Consider the following 17,123-nt stretch of genomic DNA (forward strand, 5'->3'; position numbering starts at 1 on the left):
CAATGAAGCTAAATTATAAAAAATCCGGTCAAGGAGATCCATTGATTATCCTACATGGTTTGTTTGGATCTGCAGATAACTGGTTTAGTATTGCACGAGAGTTAGAAAAGCATTTCACACTTTACCTTGTAGACCAGCGCAATCATGGAGACTCCCCTCACAGCAGTGAGTGGAATTATGAGGTCATGGCGGCAGATATCAAAGAGTTGATGGATGATGAGGGAATCTCAAAAGCGTATCTGATGGGCCACTCTATGGGAGGAAAGACGGTGATGAAGTTTGCTACCTTGTTTCCAGATATGATTGATCGATTGATTGTAGCTGATATTGCTCCACGCTATTATCCGGTACATCATGGGAAGATTTTGGAAGGGTTGAATGCGATTCCTTTAGATACTATTCAATCCAGAAAGGAAGCTGACGATGTTTTAGCAACATACATCAAGATACCGGGTATCCGACAGTTCTTATTGAAAAGTCTTGGTAGGGATGATGCTGGGAAGTTTATCTGGAAGATCAACCTGCCGGTGATTACTGAGCAGATTGAAATTGTTGGTGAAGCCATTACTTCAGAAAAACCTATAGAAATCCGAACCCTTTTTATGGGAGGTGCCAATTCCGATTATATCTTAGATTCTGATAAGGAAGAAATTGCAGAGCTATTCCCTAATTCATCCATCATCTTCATCAAAGATGCCGGTCACTGGCTTCATGCCGAGCAGCCCAAGGCGGTGATCGAGACAGTGAAGGCGTTCCTCGGATAGTTTGATCTCGCAGATAAAGGAGATTTGGCGGATTTGGCGCAGATTTTTTTATCAAATAAATATTTCAAAAATACAACTCAAAAATCTGTGTTCAATCTATTTACCTCCTGTATCTGTGAGAACCCTTTCTGCGAGCAACTCTTAAAACCGCAGAGCAACTCCACTTTTTAGGGGAGAAAGCTGTAGCTCTAGAGAAGCAGTACCCTTAACCGATCGGAATATTTGTTGATTATAGGCGTTGACAGCTCGCTGCTGATTGACGAAATAACTTGAAATAAATCCTGAGCCAAGCACTAATGCACCAAAAGAAGGCCAAAAGACTGGGGATATGTTATCGTTTCCCGGTGTGAGAAATGCAGCAGTGCTGATTCCTATCAATCCTGCAAAAGCCAGCGGGATTCCTAGCCTCTTCCTTTTTTTTGCGATTTCCATATACTCTTTACTATCAGGAAACTTTGCCATCACAGGTTCTAACTCCTTAAAATTAAATTCTTGTCCTTTGACTGAGTATGTATTCCAGCCCGAAAACCAGTCTCGGTTTACGTCTATCAACTGAATGTCCTCAGCCACTTGTGCAGCGCTTGAGAAGGTAATAGCTATCAGTAGAGAAATTATTAGCGAAAGTAATTTCATAGAGTCATTGAATTTGATATTCGGAATCTACGAAATTTTTGGCCTATATTTAAACTTGGATTCTGAAAATAGTTCGTATGAGTAAAGGTAAACTCTTTTTAATTCCCTCAGTTTTGGCACCTGATACGGCTGCCGATATTATCAGCCCACAGGTCAAATCAGTCATTCAGCATACCAAACATTTTTTGGTAGAGGATCTGCGCACAGCCCGGAGATATATCAGTAGCTTGAGGTTGGGAGTGGTCATTGATGAGTTGCACTTGGAGATTTTAGACAAGAAAACAAGAACTCCAGCTATGCCAACCTTGATGGCTCCAATATTTGAAGGAAAGGATATGGGGGTGATTTCAGAAGCGGGTTGTCCAGGAATCGCAGACCCAGGATCAGTTGCTGTAGCTTATGCTCACGAAAAAGGAATTCAGGTAGTTCCGCTCAGTGGTCCAAGTTCGATGTTTTTAGCCTTGATGGGTTCTGGCTTCAATGGACAGTCATTTGCCTTTCATGGATATTTACCAATCGAAAAAAAGGCTAGAATAGCTGGAATCAAAGAGTTAGAATCAGATTCGATTAAAAATAGGCGAACACAGATTTTCATGGAGACACCATTTCGCAATAATCATCTGTTCCAGGATCTGATCAGTAACCTCCATCCCCACACTAAATTATGTGTTGCTAAAAATTTAACAGGAACTGATGAGCTGATTCAAACCAAAAGTGTTGCGGATTGGAGAAAAGCTAAGTTGGATCTGCACAAAATCCCCACGGTATTTGTTCTTTATGCAGGTGAATAAAAAAAGCCTTCGAATACTCGAAGGCTCTTTAAGGGGTATTTAGGGACTTATTAGGGTTCTATAAGATTCATAAATCAATAAAATTTCCTCTACATAATTGACTGCCATGTGTCCTTTGGCGTAACCACTTTTGACAACAGGATCCTTGTAGTACATAGGATTTGATTTAAGTTCAAGAAATATACTAACATTTTCCCAAAGTTGTGTGTTTTTTCCATATTTAATTGCGAGGCGCCAAGCATCCTCCACATGACCATGCCCAACATTGTAAGATGCTAATATAAATTGAATGCGTTCATTGGTTTCAGGAACACGCTCTTTCCAAAATTTGTCTAAATATTTTAGGTAATTAACACCACCCATCAAGCTTTCTAATGGATCTTGCGGGTTTTGAACCCCAAACCGTTGCAAGGTCACTGGCATTAGCTGTAATAATCCCTGAGCTCCTGCATATGACTCCGCTTGAGAATTGAAATTTGATTCTTTGTAGACAAGTGATGCCAGTAATCTCCAGTCCCAGCCTAGTTGCTCGGCTCCTTTTTGGATGATTTCATCGTAAGGGGAGATACGGTTACCTGCTACCGAAGAAAATGTTGAGGTAGAACGGTAGTGGGAGTTGTTAGAATTTTTAAAATACTTAGCATACAACGTTTGCACATATCCTGAACCTGTTTTAGAATCAATCCATTGATTTAATTCTTCTTGCAGTCTTGGAGCATTTTTTCTAACAGCCCATGCTACATCAGCTTTAGGGGCTATTTCCCAATCAATATTCAAGTTGGAATGATAGGTTGCATTAACTAAGGCTTCTACCTTATCGGCTATTGTAAACGCTATTTTGCCAGCCTGTACTTGCTTAATAAGTGCATCACTATCCAAGTTGGATTCAATGATAGTAAGATTGATTTCATACTGTTCCTGAATAGCGCACAACTGAGATTTATAGATTGCATCTTTACGGATATGAATAGTCTTGCCATCCAGTTCTTCCCACGATTGGATTTTGGAAGCACCTTCACGTTGTACGAGTACAGTACCCATTTGTCCGAGTGGTTCTGAAAAAGAAGCTAGATGAAAACGACTTTCATGAACTTCAAAGTTCATGGCAATAATGTCTGCTTTTCCTTGATTTAATAATTTGAAAGCTTCCTGAATATCAGATTTGACAATTAAGTGAAGGCGAACCCCCAAATGGGCGGCAAGATTTTTCAGCATTTCAAACTCATATCCCATTCTTCGCCCTTTGTAAATGTAATAACTCGTGGTGGAGTTATCTACAATAGCCCGAATGAAACCTCTTTTTTGAATTTCTTCTAAGTCTAAAGAAGTTGGGTTTTCCCAAAAGTTTTCTTCTACGATCACTTGTTCTTTTGGTGTGCATTGAACTCCAAAAAGAAATAAGACACTAAATAAACTTACTATGTATACGAATTTTCGCATTTCAATGGGGTCCTATATCAGGACATGGTGAAACTAAGTGCCGTATTAACAAATTGTATGCCAAACTGATAGCTGATAGATAAGCTTGTAGTTTAAAAAGTTTTTGGAGAAAACATAAAAAAAAGTTCATGCAATTTTTTGCATGAACTCAACCGATTGCATGTGCTTGAATCGAATCTTATTTAAGGGAGGCCTAACCTGAATCCAGCGCTATCTCCCTGAAAATAAATTCTGCCAGATAAGCGCATCAATTCTATTTCCATCTCTTTGATATTGAAAAGCGCTGTCAAAAGTCTGTTTTCTGCTGTCAGCAAATTGACTTGAGCATCTCTAAACTGTAGGTAATCTGCAATCCCTAGTCTGAATCTTTCCAAAGCAATATCAGCACTTTCCACTGCTGTTTTGTAATTGGAAAACTCAATATCCAACAGTTGAATATTTGTATTGTAAGTATTGTATGCTCGCTGAATATCAGAAACCATTTGGATTTCCATATCCTGCAGAGCCAAACTTGCACTGTTGCGTTCTACCTTGGCATTTTGGATTCTACGATTAATCGTGAGACCTGAAAAGATGGGCAGACTAAGGTTTACACCATAATTGTACCCTTGACGCTGATTAAGCAATAGGAAACCAGCTTCGGAAGTGAATGTATTTTTATTATAAGCGGCATTAAGATTGATTTGTGGCAACCGGGCAGCTTGCGCCTCTTTAATAGAAAGAAATGCAGCATTCTCTTGTCGCTGTGCTACTAGAAATTGCTTGTTGTGAATATAAGCATTCTCTACCAAGTCTTCCAGCAAGAGATTCTTATCGACAACAATTGTATCATTTACTTGGTATTGATAGCTTGGGATTTGGGCCAGTAATTCATTCAGGTTAATTCTTGAATTTTTGATGATCAAGTCCTGATTGACGAGTAATGAAAGGTCAGCATTGTAATCCACTTGTGCTGTTAAAAAGTCTCTTTTTCCTGCACCCCCCAGTTCGTAGCGTGCTTTGGCAATATCTAAACGAGCCTGAGAAAGTTCTAAGGTGGTTTGTAAGACATTGTATCGCTGCTGTTCCAAGACTAATCGATAGTAGGCACTGGAAATAGCAGCTACGGTATTTTCAACCAAGACTTTGGCTTGCAATTCAGAAATCTTTTCTAATTCCCCTAATACTTTGACTGTGAAGATAGCGTCAGGGCGAAAGCCATAAAAACCGACTAAGGAGTAGTTTTCATTTTCTGTGCCGGCCGCAGGTATTTGGTTTTGCTCATTAGAATTAGCAAATTGTTGGGTAACGTCCTCTCTATTGAAGGAATTGAGGAAAGTACCTGTCAGGGTAGGCATAAAGAAGGTGCCCACGCCTATTTTTACATTCCTTTCGGCCACATTGACATCATTTTGGGCAATCTTGAGTCCATAGTTTCTATCCAAGCCCATCAATACGGCCTTCTCTAAATCCATGATCTCATCTTGAGCATGCAGGGATAAATGAGAGAATAGAATTACAATGACAATTAAAAATAGCTTTTTCATCAAACTCTGGCTAAACGTCCTTTTTTAGATGTGAGATAAGTATAGATCGCAGGAATTACAAATAAGGTCAGAAGGGTAGAAAACATCAATCCTCCAATAACTGCCACGCCCATGGGTACTCTACTTTCTGCACCGGCACCAAGTGCTAAGGCTATGGGAAGTATTCCTAGAATGGTCGATAAACTCGTCATCAAGATGGGTCTAAATCTAGCTGCCGCCGCACCAATTATCGCTTCATCAACCGATAGGCCTTGTGCTTTTCGCTGATTGGCAAACTCCACGATCAAGATACCATTTTTGGTTACTAGCCCTATCAGCATAATGATTCCAATTTGACTGAAGATATTCAAGGTGAAATCAAAATACCATAGAGAAAATAAAGCTCCAAAGAGTGCCAACGGTACGGTAAACATAATGGTTAGAGGGTCCTTGAAACTTTCAAACTGCGCAGATAGCACAAGATAGATCAAGACTAAAGCAAATAGGAAAGCAAATATTAAGCTGTTAGAACTATCTCTAAATTCTTTGGATAATCCAGCTAAGTCGGTACTGAATGATTCGTCCAGTACTTCATCTGCAATTCGATCCATTTCATCCAAGCCTACACCAATTGTATACCCTTCGGCCAATTGAGCGGAGATGGTCGCACTGACAAAACGGTTAAATCTGTAGAGTTGTGGAGGTGTACTCTTTTCTTTGATCGATACCAAGTTGTCTAACTGAACAAGTTCTCCATTATCCGCGCGCACGTAGAGCATTCTTAAATTGATCGGTTCATTTCTATCTTGAATCTGCATTTCTCCAATTACCTCGTACTGCTTGCCATTCATAATGAAATATCCAAAACGTTGGCCTGAGTAGGATAGCTGTAAGGTTCGTGCAATCTCTTGTACTGATACACCAATATTTCTTGCTTTTTGGCGATCAATTTCTACTTCAATTTCAGGCTTCGTAAATTTCAAGTTTACATCAGCAAAACTAAAAATCGGGCTTTGATTGGCCTGATTTAAGAATTCAGGGATCACTTCTTTGAGCTTATCAAGCGTTGGTGCTTGGATGACATATTGTACTGGAAGGCCAGCTCTTCTATCGCCTATGGACGGAGGCTGAGTTCCGAAGGCTCTTACAGCAGTATAATCCCTCAGTTTTCCCTGAACTTGATTGAAGATCTCTTGCTGAGACCTGGATCGCTCGCTCGCATCGGTTAGAATCAAGCGAAGAAAACCCGAATTAGTACTCGCTGTTCCAAAGCCAGGAGAAGTCACTGTAATGATTCCAGCTCTTTCTTCCTCCGGAATAAGCTGTATGAAATCTGTTGTCATTTCATTCAGTACATCATCCATATATCCGAAAGTAGCACCTTCTGGTCCAGATAAGTTGACTCGCATTTCCCCCCGATCCTCTATGGGAGATAGCTCAGTCGGGATAATCTGGAAAAATTGATAAATCCCTAAACTCATCAACAATATGATCACAAATGCACTCCATCTGATTTTCATGAAAGCATGTAAGGCAATGCTGTACTTTTCATTCAACCATTCGAATATAGGCTCGGTAAGGTTATAGAAGGCATTTTGCTTTTCTCGCTTTTTCAAAAGCTTTGAGCTCAGCATAGGCGTCATCGTCAAGGCTACAAATGAGGAGATAATGACTGCACCAGCTACAACTATTCCAAATTCCCTAAATAATCGGCCCGTCGTACCAGTCAAGAAAATTACCGGTAAGAATACAGCCGCAAGCGCAACAGTAGTTGCAATTACAGCAAAGAAGATTTCCTCAGCACCTTTTTCCGCGGCCTTATCAGGGTTTTCTCCTTTTTCAATACGAGAATAAATATTTTCCAACACTACAATGGCATCATCTACGACAAGACCAATGGATAATACAATACCCAAAAGTGTTAAAACGTTGATGGAAAAGCCCATCAAATACATGATAAAGAATACTCCGATAAGCGATATAGGGATGGTCAATACCGGGATAAAGGTAGTCCTCCAGTCTCGGAGGAATAAGAAAATGATCGATACCACCAATAAGAAGGCAATGAAAATAGTTTCTTGCACCTCTTTAATTGAGTTTCGGATAAATTTGGTGGAGTCAAAACCTATTCCCAGTTTGATATCTTCGGGTATATCTTTTTCAATGATTGCCAGTCTTTTGTAAAACTCATCTACGATCTCAATATTATTGGAACCGGGCAAAGGTACTAGCACGACCCCTACCATAGGGATCCCATCTCTTTTCAAAACAGTCCGTTCATTCAAGGCGGCTAACTCGGCTTTTCCTATATCTTGGAATCGAACAATGCTGTTCTGATCTTCTTTGATAATAAGATCATTGAATTCTTGCGGGGAGTTTAGACGGCTTTTGGTACGGACGGAAAGTTCAATTGAAGAACCCTCAATTCTTCCTGATGGAAGTTCTACGTTTTCTGTTTGTACTTTACTCAAGACATCAGACGGTGTGATTCCGTAAGAGGCCATCTTTAGAGGGTCTATGCGTAAGCGGATAGCGTAGCGCTTTTCCCCCCAAATCTGTACGGTGCTGACTCCAGGGATGGTTTGCAGCCTTTCTTTGAATACATTATTGGCTAAGTCCGAGAGCTCCATCAGATTCCTCTGATCACTTTGGACATTCAAGAATACAATTGGCTGGGAATCAGAATCGGCCTTAGACACTACGGGCGGTTCCGCATCAGGGGGTAACCTTCTGACGGCACCGGATACTTTATCTCGCACGTCATTCGCAGCAGCTTCTAGATCAGCCCCCACATCAAATTCTACCGTGATATTACTGGTTCCATCATTACTTGTGGACGTCAGAGATTTGATCCCCGCGATACCATTGATTGCCTCTTCCAGAGGTTCAGTGATCTGAGCTTCAATAACATCAGCATTTGCACCTACATAGGTGGTTCGTACATTGATGATCGGTGGATCCACACTTGGAAACTCACGGATTCCGAGAAAAGAGATACCGATAATTCCGAATAAAAGAATTGTCAATGACATCACAATTGCCAAGACAGGTCTTCTAATACTAATCGTTGATAAACTAGCCATGATTAGTTAATTTTTTTGTAATTGACAGGCATTCCACCTCGTACTTGCAAAACTCCCGTGGTCAAAACCAGGTCACCATTTTTTACACCATCCATTATCTGGACATAACTGTCCGTTCTTGTTCCGATCGTTACCTGCCGTTCTTCCACTTTGCTTTCGGCATTTACAATAAATACTTTGTATCCACTGAGTTCAGGGATAATGGCCTCCGAAGGCACCATTAATGCATCTTCATCTATTCCTAATACATACCGGATTCTAACAAACATTCCTGGAAGGAAGCGACGATTTTTGTTTGGACTCGTAGCACGAATCCTCAACGTACGTGTTCCTGTTTCAATGCTTGGCTCATAGGCATATACAGTGCCCTCTACATCTCCACCATCCGAATCGTTGGTAAAAAATATTTTCGATCCAAGTTGAACCCTGTTGGCGTAGCGCTCGGGGATCGAAAACTCAATTTTTACTGGATCAATGTTAACAATATTGGCGATAACATCTGCTGTTCCTATAACACTACCCTCAGAGATTTGTCTCAAACCGACTACTCCGTCAAATGGAGCTCTGATGATTGTCTTATTCAGCTGGGCTTCTACCAGTCGTAAATCTGCCAAGTTGGTATTGAACTGATTCAAAACGATGTCATACTCTTCTTGTGAAATCGCTTCTTTTTCAAGCAATTGCTTTTGTCTATTCTCCTGACTTTCAAAAAGTTTTTTGGTGTAAGACAGACGCTCGTACTGCGCTTTGAGTTCATCGTCGTTTAAGTAAAGCAAAGGCGTGCCTTTTTTAACAAACTCGCCTTCTTTAAAAGAAACCTTGGTTACCAAGCCTGGGATTTCAGGGCGAAGATTTACTGTTTCATTGGGGATAATGGTTCCCGTAATATTTAAATTATTTTCCAATCGCTCCGGTCGTAGTTCCACTACATTGACTGGTAACGGAGCTCCTTGGCCAGGTGCAGCGGCCGCAGGTCCGGCATTGCTAGTTTCCTTATCTTTACCAAAAAAGGTGTCTTTTCTTGGGTAAATAAAAATGACCGCAACCACAGCAGCGATCGCAATAGTTAAAATAATTTTGGTTTGTTTTTTCATTCTTAGCTAGTTCAAAGAACGTTGATGATAGGGTTGATTTAAGTTTTTTAAGAATTGAAGAGATAATTCGTTGAATTTTTCTGGTTGTTCTACATTGACCACATGCCCACAGTTATGGATGATTTTTAAAAATGCCGTACGGTGTTCTTTTACAATTTTTTTAACGGGTTCTAAAAACATGATATCCTCATCCCCCATAATGTATAAAGTAGGGATTTGAATATCTTTTTCCTTAAAATAGCGTAGCAAAGGATTGATATCCTTGGTGAGCTTAAACCATCGGATAAATTCTTTTTGGCACAAGCGCTTCGCCTCTCGTACAAATAGATTTCTGGACTCTGAGTGATTTTTACGGGGCATGATTACAAAAGCAAACAATTGATACAGCCACATGTATGGAAGAATGCTTTTGAAGGTATTTCCTAGAAAAACCAAGAGGCGAGAGGTAGGGTTTAACTGGGTTACAGCTCCAGCCATGACCATGGATTTCACCTTTTCAGGTGCTAATTCAGCTAGTTGCCGCGCAAGTATGGTGCCTAATGAAACCCCTATGACATGGGCAGGGGGGAGCTTTAAATGATCTAAAACTTCAATGATATCTTTTGTAACAGCAGGGAAGGTATACTTTTCCTTAAATAAATTTTTAAAAGAATTGGCAGATTTTCCGTGGCCTCTCAAGTCAATTAAGAGAAGATTGAATTCTTTTCTGAATTCTCGGATTTGTTTGTGCCAAACAGAAGATGAACCACCTGCCCCATGGATAAATACTACCCACTCCACGCTAGAAGCATGCTTGTATGTTTTATAATACAACATTCCTTTATTCATTGCTTTGCGGGTATAACTAGGACCTGATACAGAAAGTTATTAAATGGTAATTTACAGCCTTTTCCTATCCCTTGAAACATGCATGTTTATAGGTGGCAGGAATAAGATTTTAGTGGTTTCAATTTTTTGTTGAACCTGTTTTTTATGAGTAATAATCAAAATTGGACAGTTTGAGTTCATTTTTGGCAGATTTCAAATTGGCTATTTTTGAAATAATATTCTATTTATAGCTATTTTTTGGCAAACCATTAGAATAAATTATCAATAATAATCAAAATAGCGATTGACTATTTTGTGAAAATCTGTGATGGGTCTTGAAATGACTTAAACTCCAACGCATTGCCTGCCGGATCCAAGAAAAACATAGTAGCTTGCTCTCCAACTTCCCCTTGAAATCGAATATAGGGTTCGATGATAAATTGAATACCATGAGATTTAAGTTTATCAGCAAGCTCATGCCATTCCTCCCAAGGTAGGATTGCACCAAAATGCCTGACGGGAACGTATTTTCCATCCACCTCATTGGCTTGTGCTTGTGCAAGCTCTTCAGGTTTTACATGTGCGGAAAGTTGATGCCCGAAAAAGTTGAAGTCTATCCATTTGTCGGTACTTCTCCCGATGTCACATCCTAAAAGATTCCCATAAAAGGCTCTTGTTTCTTCGATATCCCGAATGGGAAATGCTAAATGAAATGGCTTGAATTGATTCATAATTCCTTATTTTTGACAAAAATCCGTTAAATTTTCCACTTATAAAAAGCACTTTTACAAATGAGTAAGAAAACTGTTTCATTGGTATTATCAAGTGGTGGGGCTCGGGGGATGGCTCATATTGGAGCTATCGAGGCGTTGGAAGAAGCAGGCTATGAGATTGTTTCCATCGCAGGCTGCTCTGCAGGAGCTTTGATCGGTGGTATCTATGCAACTGGGAATCTTCCAACATTTAAAGATTGGATTTGTAACTTGGATAGAGTAGATGTTTTTTCATTAATGGACTTCACCTTTTCCAGCCGTGGATTTATTAAGGGAGAGAAGGTTTTTGGGGAGTTAAAAAAACTTATTGAAGATTGTGATATAGAGTCCTTGCAGATACCTTTTTATTGCACAGCTGTAGAGATCCCAAGTGGGGAAGAAAGGGTTTTTCATTCAGGTAGTTTGTATGATGCCATTCGTGCGTCTGTATCTATTCCATCGGTTTTGACGCCAGCTAAAATTGGGAATCAAGAATATATTGATGGTGGTATTTTAAATCCTTTGCCATTTGATATAATTCCTGACAAGGAGTTGGGGGATCTTATGGTAGCTGTTGACCTCAATGGCCCCAAAGATACTTTTATGAAAATTGAAAAAATCAAATCAAAGGAATCGATTCAACTACCACGGTGGATGAAAGATTATAAAAAGAAATTCAGTAATTATTTCAAAGATGAAGCTAAAGAAGAAATACATAAAGGTATGGGCTTCGTCGATTTATTAAACTATTCTTTCGATCTGCTACAGGATAAATTGTCTGAGCTAGTTTTGGAAAAGCATAAAGTGGATATCCTCATAGAAATTTCCCGGGACCAAGCAGGTACCTTGGAATTTGAGAAGGCTGCTGAGCTTATTCAGATTGGGAAGGAAAAAATGAAAAACGCGATAGAAACATTTGAATATGGGAATTGAAGAGCTCAACCACTTGTTGGGAAATATTGATATTTATTTATTGGATCAAATCCTCAAAGGACGCTTTAAAAAAGAGATGAATATCTTGGATGTGGGCTGTGGAGAAGGAAGAAATTGCATTTATTTCTTGCGGGAAGGTTACAAGGTTTTCGGGATTGATCCGAATCCTACAGCTATTCAAATGGCAAGGGTCTACGCTCGAAGTATTCAGCCTGAGTACGATTTATTGCGTTTTCAGGAAGGGGATGCGCGTGAGATTCCTTTTCATCCCGCTGCATTTGATGCGGTTATTAGTTCGGCAGTACTTCATTTTGCAGATTCTGAAGAAGCGTTTATGCAGATGTTTGCGGAGCATTTGCGGGTGTTAAAGCCAGGAGGCTTATTTTTTCTTCGGATGTGTACAGACGCGGGGGGAATACTAGCCAAGGCTCCTCATTTAGGAGATGGAGTGTATGTATTGCCCGATGGATCAGAGCGATTCGTTCTCAAGGAAAATCTTTTGAACACGTTGTTGGAAACATTTCCGCTTTCATATGTGGAAGCTCCTAAATCAGTGTTGGTTCATGGGCAGCGTGCCATGGGAGTATTGGTGTTTGAGAAAGGGTATAGTTTTATTTAACCATCTCTCCCATAATTTTTGCTGATAACAAACACAAGGGAATCCCTCCTCCTGGATGTACACTCCCCCCTACAAAGTAGAGATTGTGGATATCAGAAGAAAAATTGGCATGTCGCATAAACGCTGCGTAACGATTATTGGAGCTGTTCCCATACAATGCGCCATTGGCAGAGGATGTTTTGGATTCAATGGTTCGTGGTTCTAAGACCTGCTCTACTTCAATTAATGGTTCTATGTCAGTTTGGAGAACCCGATTGATTTTTTGCATGATGGTTTTGCGCGCTTCGGCTATCATGTGATCCCAATCCTGTCCTTGGTTATTGGGGACATTGATCATGGTAAACCAATTCATACAGCCCACCGGTGCATCATCTTTTTTATACACAGAAGTGATATTGATGTACACGGTAGGGTCATGATAGATGCTTCCTTTGTTAAAAATGTGGTTAAACTCCTCCTGATAATCTTCACTGAATAAAATATTATGAAGATCCAGCTCTTGAAATTCCTTTTTGATACCCCAATAGAAAATCAAAGCAGAAGAGGATTTGGGTTGGTTGAGTAATTTTTCTGGTTGCTTTTGCTTGCGAAGGATAGTCTTGTAGGCATTGACCATGTCCATATTGTTGATGACAATATGTGCAGGATAGCTATTATCTGCTGTTTTCACCCCCTTGACCTGTTTTTTTTCTACTAAAATTTCTTCCACTTTGGTGTTAAAAACAAACTGCACACCTAAGTCTTGTGCGAGTTTGTATAGGCTATTGGTGATGTCAAACATGCCCTTGCGGGGAAAGTAGGCTCCAATGTTGAATTCCAAGTGGGGAATAATATTCAATGTCGCAGGTGTTTCGTAAGGGTTGGAACCATTATAGGTAGCGTAGCGATTGAAGAGTTGTACAGTTTTAGCTTGCTTGAATTGGGCTTGGTTGGCCTTGTGCATGGTGTTGAAAATACCTAGTTTCCCCAACTTCAGGTAGCATTTCAACGCCTGCGCATTGAGCCATGTTTCCCAGCGATGCAGGGAACGATGCATAAATAATGGTGCCAAATGCTCATAGATAAAAGAAGATGTATCTAAGGCTGTACGGATATTTTCTTTTGGTTCGCCAAGCTGTGTTTCCACTTCTGCTGCAAATTTTTCTAGGTCTGCATAGGCCTGCACCCGCTTGCCGTCTTCCCAAAAGTAGTGACAGGCCACGGGCAATTTGGTGTATTGAAAATAATCAGAAGGATTTTTACCTGCTAATCGGAATAATTCTTCTACTTGCTCCGGCAAGGTAAACAGTGAAGGGCCTGCATCAAACCGATAGCCTTCCAGTTGAAATTCTGATAATTTACCTCCTGGGTAGCTATTCGATTCTAACACTGTCACTTCAAAACCTTTACATGCCATTCTGATAGATGAGGCAATTCCTGCAATTCCAGCTCCGATTACGATTACTTTTTTCACTTCAATGCTTTTACTTGTCAAACACCATTACCCCATTGAAATGTTTATTGCTTTCCAGGCGAATCCACATCCCAGCGCTCAAAAATAAAAACCCTTTCCAATAAAAACTGGAAAGGGTTCATTTTTAAAAGCCTGACTTTAATCAGCACTTCTCAAATATTCTGCGGAAGCTACAAGCCTCACTCAAGCGTTGATGCAGGTCTGTAATGGCTACACGCTCTTGTTCGGTAGTGTCTCTGTGACGGATCGTAACCGTGTTGTCTTCCAGGGTCTGATGATCTACTGCGATACAGAAAGGAGTACCAATCAAGTCCTGACGGGTATAGCGTTTTCCTATGGAAGCAGCATCTTCATATACAATGTTGAAATCGTACTTCAACAAGTTGATGATTTCTTGGCCCTTTTCAGGCAGACCATCTTTTTTGGTCAATGGAAGAATGGCAGCTTTTACAGGTGCAATCGCAGGATGGAATTTTAAGTAAGTGCGCTCCTTTCCATCAACATTTTCATGCACATACGCATTGCACATGGTCATCAAAAACAGGCGGTCTGCACCGATGGAAGTTTCGATGACGTAAGGAATGTAGTTTTGATTGATTTCCGGGTCAAAATACTGCTGTTTCTTTTTGGAGTATTCCTGATGGCTCTTCAAGTCAAAGTCAGTTCTGGAATGTATACCCTCCACTTCTTTGAAACCAAATGGGAATTCAAACTCAATATCCATGGCCGCATTGGCATAGTGCGCCAGCTTCTCATGGTCATGTCTTCTTAATTTTTCTTCTGGTATACCCAAAGCCTTGTGCCACTGCATGCGGGTTGCAGCCCACTGCTTGTACCAATCTAGCTCGGAGCCCGGGCGAACAAAGAATTGCATCTCCATTTGTTCAAATTCACGCATACGGAAAATGAATTGTCTAGCTACAATCTCGTTTCTAAAGGCCTTACCGATTTGTGCGATACCGAAGGGAACTTTCATTCGAGCGGTTTTCTGCACATTCAAGAAATTGACAAAAATACCTTGTGCTGTCTCAGGTCTCAAGTAGATGGTGGAAGCGTCCTCCGCTACAGAACCCACTTGGGTAGAAAACATCAAATTAAACTGACGAACTTCTGTCCAGTTGGTAGTACCGGACAAAGGGCATGTGATTCCCTCATTGATGATGAGTTCGCGAACACCAGTCAAATCCTCTGCTTCGAGTAAGCGAGCCATCGCATTTAATAAATTCTGCGCTCGCTCTTGATCTCCGCTTTTCTCATATTGAGCGGCCTTATCTTCGATCAACACATCGGCTCTGTAGCGTTTTTTGGAATCTTTGTTGTCGATCATGGGATCGTTGAAACTATCCACGTGACCAGAGGCTTTCCAAGTAGTTGGGTGCATAAAAATGGCCGAGTCTAACCCTACGATGTTATCGTTGAGTCGAGTCATCGTCTCCCACCAAAGACGCTTGAGGTTATTTTTTAATTCTACTCCGTACGGTCCAAAGTCATAGACCGCCTGAAGTCCATCGTAAATCTCAGAGGATGGATACACAAAGCCGTATTCTTTGGCATGTGCAATGATATCTTTCAATTGTGCGTTTTCCGCAGTTTGTTCGTTCTTTGCCATAGGGCGCAAAAATAAGTAAAATGACTGAATAGCAAGATAAAGGTCTTGCCTAATCCTCAAAAAATGGCATAAAAAAATCCTTTCATGTAGGAATGATGAAAGGATTTTATGAATTATTGACTGCGTTATTAATTAACGGAATGTATATTTAAGGCCAAGGCCTGCCCGTAAATAATTTCTCCGCTCATTGGGGAAAATTGGACTTGCTTCCATAGAGATGCCAATGTTTTTGGAATTGAATGGCTTTACCAATAGTCCGAGTGGAACCCCTAAGTAAAATCCATCTCTATCTCCCTCAGAACCGATATGGAATCCGGAGTAAAAGTTTACTTCATCCCTTTTGATAAAATTGTAGCCGAAGGTCCCTTCAATCCCTACATTTCTACCTGTAGACAGCCTGGCTTCTCCGAAGATCTGATTGTCAGGATCTGTTCCAATACTTGCAAAGGTAGCAGAACTCAAGCGCTGAATTCCGGCTGCAATCTGTGCCTGCGCCTGAATGGTCAGTCCACTTACGAAAAGGAATGTGAACACAAATAATTTTTTCATAAATTAAATAGTTGGTTTTTTGCTATAGTTGCAAATTCTAGACCAAACTATTCTATACCTATTCGCTGCCCGGTTCGGTTGCTTTCAAAAACAGCTTCAATAATTTTCAAAACCAAGATGGCTTCTTCCATTTTTACAAGTAATGATGCTTTTCCGTGAATAGCATCTGCAACATTTTGATAGAAAATACGGTAGTCGCCTCTTTCAGTAGGGTAAGACATTTGTGCGTGAGCTAAGTGTAATTGTCCCCACGCTTCTGCTGATTCTAATCCCCAGTTCGGACCTTCTGGTAAGCGCTCTTCTTTCAGGGCTTTTTCTTGCACATCCAAACCGTATTTGATGTAGCTGCCTTTTTCACCAAGGACAAGAAATTTCATCATCGGCACATTACTCATACAGGAAGCTGTCAGTCGGCAATGAATACCTGGGTAGTGTAGGGTGATGTCAAAAAAATCATCCGCAACGGCATTTTGGCGTTGCTTCAAAATTGTGGCCTGTACAGCGGTTGGTCTCCCAAACAATAGTACAGCCTGATCAATCAAATGCGTTCCCAGATCGTATGTGATCCCATTACCGGGCACTTCTTTTTCTCTCCAGTTATCGGCCAAATCAGGCCTGAATCGGTCAAAGTGGGATTCAAAATGAACAATCCTGCCCAAAGTGCCTTCTTGCAACAACTTCTGAACCGTGCGGATATCTCCATCCAATCGTCGGTTTTGGAATATGGAAAGTATGAGCCCCTTTTCTCGAGCTAAGCCATGTAATGTTTCTGCTTCGTGGGAATGGACGGTGACTGGTTTGTCTACAACCACATGCTTTCCTGCCTCCAATGCCATTTTCGCTTGGGAGTAATGAAATTCATTGGGGGTGACTATGACTAGTAAGTCAGCAGCATCCGCTTCTAAGAGTTTTTCTAAGCTCTTAAATACCTCAACTTCTGGATATTTTTCCTGAGAACGGGTGCTGTTTCGCTCTACCACCGCGGTTAACTGAAGCATGGGGCAAACACTGATCAACGGTGCATGAAATTTTTCACCCACTGAGCCAAAACCCACTAAACCAACTCTTATAACTGACATATATTGTTTATT

General features: G+C 40.7%; 15 protein-coding genes. 4 read left to right on the forward strand and 11 right to left on the reverse strand.

What is annotated here, in order from left to right; genetic code table 11:
- Positions 1-2 precede the first annotated feature (2 nt).
- On the forward strand, positions 3-764 hold the full coding sequence (locus IPZ59_RS07680) for an alpha/beta fold hydrolase (RefSeq protein WP_236139285.1): 762 nt from the start codon (positions 3-5) through the stop codon (positions 762-764).
- 141 nt (positions 765-905) lie between these two features.
- Here the strand turns inward: IPZ59_RS07680 and IPZ59_RS07685 are convergent, their stop codons facing one another.
- On the reverse strand, positions 906-1,397 hold the full coding sequence (locus IPZ59_RS07685; protein ID WP_236139286.1) for a hypothetical protein: 492 nt from the start codon (positions 1,395-1,397) through the stop codon (positions 906-908).
- Positions 1,398-1,474: 77 nt separating this feature from the next.
- Here IPZ59_RS07685 and IPZ59_RS07690 point away from each other — a divergent pair, with 77 nt between their 5' ends.
- Entirely contained in the window at positions 1,475-2,188 is a 714-nt protein-coding gene (locus tag IPZ59_RS07690) for an SAM-dependent methyltransferase (RefSeq protein WP_236139287.1), read from the forward strand.
- 39 nt (positions 2,189-2,227) lie between these two features.
- On the opposite strand, the gene IPZ59_RS07695 is transcribed toward IPZ59_RS07690, so the two are convergent.
- The 6 genes from IPZ59_RS07695 to IPZ59_RS07720 form a co-directional block, all read right to left on the reverse strand.
- Entirely contained in the window at positions 2,228-3,628 is a 1,401-nt protein-coding gene (locus IPZ59_RS07695) for an MltF family protein (RefSeq protein ID WP_236139288.1), read from the reverse strand.
- Between the two features lie 182 nt (positions 3,629-3,810).
- Positions 3,811-5,154 carry a TolC family protein gene (locus tag IPZ59_RS07700; protein ID WP_236139289.1) on the reverse strand — a complete coding sequence of 448 codons (1,344 nt, stop codon included), beginning with the start codon at positions 5,152-5,154 and terminating at the stop codon, positions 3,811-3,813.
- A complete protein-coding gene (locus tag IPZ59_RS07705) occupies positions 5,154-8,216 on the reverse strand; it encodes an efflux RND transporter permease subunit (protein WP_236139290.1) in 3,063 nt (1,020 codons plus the stop codon). Before IPZ59_RS07705 ends, IPZ59_RS07700 begins: the two co-directional genes overlap by 1 nt.
- A 2-nt stretch (positions 8,217-8,218) precedes the next feature.
- The gene (locus tag IPZ59_RS07710) at positions 8,219-9,310 is read right to left on the reverse strand and encodes an efflux RND transporter periplasmic adaptor subunit (RefSeq protein ID WP_236139291.1); all 1,092 of its coding nucleotides are present in this window, start codon (positions 9,308-9,310) and stop codon (positions 8,219-8,221) included.
- Between the two features lie 6 nt (positions 9,311-9,316).
- The gene (locus tag IPZ59_RS07715; RefSeq protein WP_236139783.1) at positions 9,317-10,126 is read right to left on the reverse strand and encodes an alpha/beta fold hydrolase; all 810 of its coding nucleotides are present in this window, start codon (positions 10,124-10,126) and stop codon (positions 9,317-9,319) included.
- A gap of 299 nt (positions 10,127-10,425) precedes the next feature.
- Positions 10,426-10,848 carry a VOC family protein gene (locus IPZ59_RS07720; RefSeq protein WP_236139292.1) on the reverse strand — a complete coding sequence of 141 codons (423 nt, stop codon included), beginning with the start codon at positions 10,846-10,848 and terminating at the stop codon, positions 10,426-10,428.
- Between the two features lie 60 nt (positions 10,849-10,908).
- Between IPZ59_RS07720 and IPZ59_RS07725 the strand changes: the two genes are divergently transcribed.
- Together IPZ59_RS07725 and IPZ59_RS07730 are read left to right on the forward strand one after the other, a co-directional pair.
- Positions 10,909-11,802, forward strand: coding sequence for a patatin-like phospholipase family protein (locus IPZ59_RS07725; RefSeq protein WP_236139293.1), 894 nt, complete (start codon positions 10,909-10,911; stop codon positions 11,800-11,802).
- Positions 11,792-12,421 (forward strand): class I SAM-dependent methyltransferase, encoded by a 630-nt coding sequence (locus tag IPZ59_RS07730; protein ID WP_236139294.1) that lies wholly within the window; start codon positions 11,792-11,794, stop codon positions 12,419-12,421. Before IPZ59_RS07725 ends, IPZ59_RS07730 begins: the two co-directional genes overlap by 11 nt.
- Here the strand turns inward: IPZ59_RS07730 and crtD are convergent.
- The 4 genes from crtD to IPZ59_RS07750 all read right to left on the reverse strand — a co-directional run bounded on the left by crtD (position 12,414) and on the right by IPZ59_RS07750 (position 17,111).
- The gene (crtD, locus tag IPZ59_RS07735; protein WP_262912282.1) at positions 12,414-13,880 is read right to left on the reverse strand and encodes a 1-hydroxycarotenoid 3,4-desaturase CrtD; all 1,467 of its coding nucleotides are present in this window, start codon (positions 13,878-13,880) and stop codon (positions 12,414-12,416) included. The genes IPZ59_RS07730 and crtD overlap by 8 nt on opposite strands.
- 136 nt (positions 13,881-14,016) lie before the next feature.
- Entirely contained in the window at positions 14,017-15,483 is a 1,467-nt protein-coding gene (locus tag IPZ59_RS07740) for a glycine--tRNA ligase (RefSeq protein WP_236139295.1), read from the reverse strand.
- Between the two features lie 132 nt (positions 15,484-15,615).
- Entirely contained in the window at positions 15,616-16,032 is a 417-nt protein-coding gene (locus IPZ59_RS07745) for an outer membrane insertion C- signal (protein ID WP_236139296.1), read from the reverse strand.
- A gap of 47 nt (positions 16,033-16,079) precedes the next feature.
- Positions 16,080-17,111 (reverse strand): Gfo/Idh/MocA family oxidoreductase, encoded by a 1,032-nt coding sequence (locus IPZ59_RS07750; protein ID WP_236139297.1) that lies wholly within the window; start codon positions 17,109-17,111, stop codon positions 16,080-16,082.
- Positions 17,112-17,123: the final 12 nt, after the last annotated feature.

The organism is Mongoliitalea daihaiensis, from assembly GCF_021596945.1.
Classification (GTDB): domain Bacteria; phylum Bacteroidota; class Bacteroidia; order Cytophagales; family Cyclobacteriaceae; genus Mongoliitalea; species Mongoliitalea daihaiensis.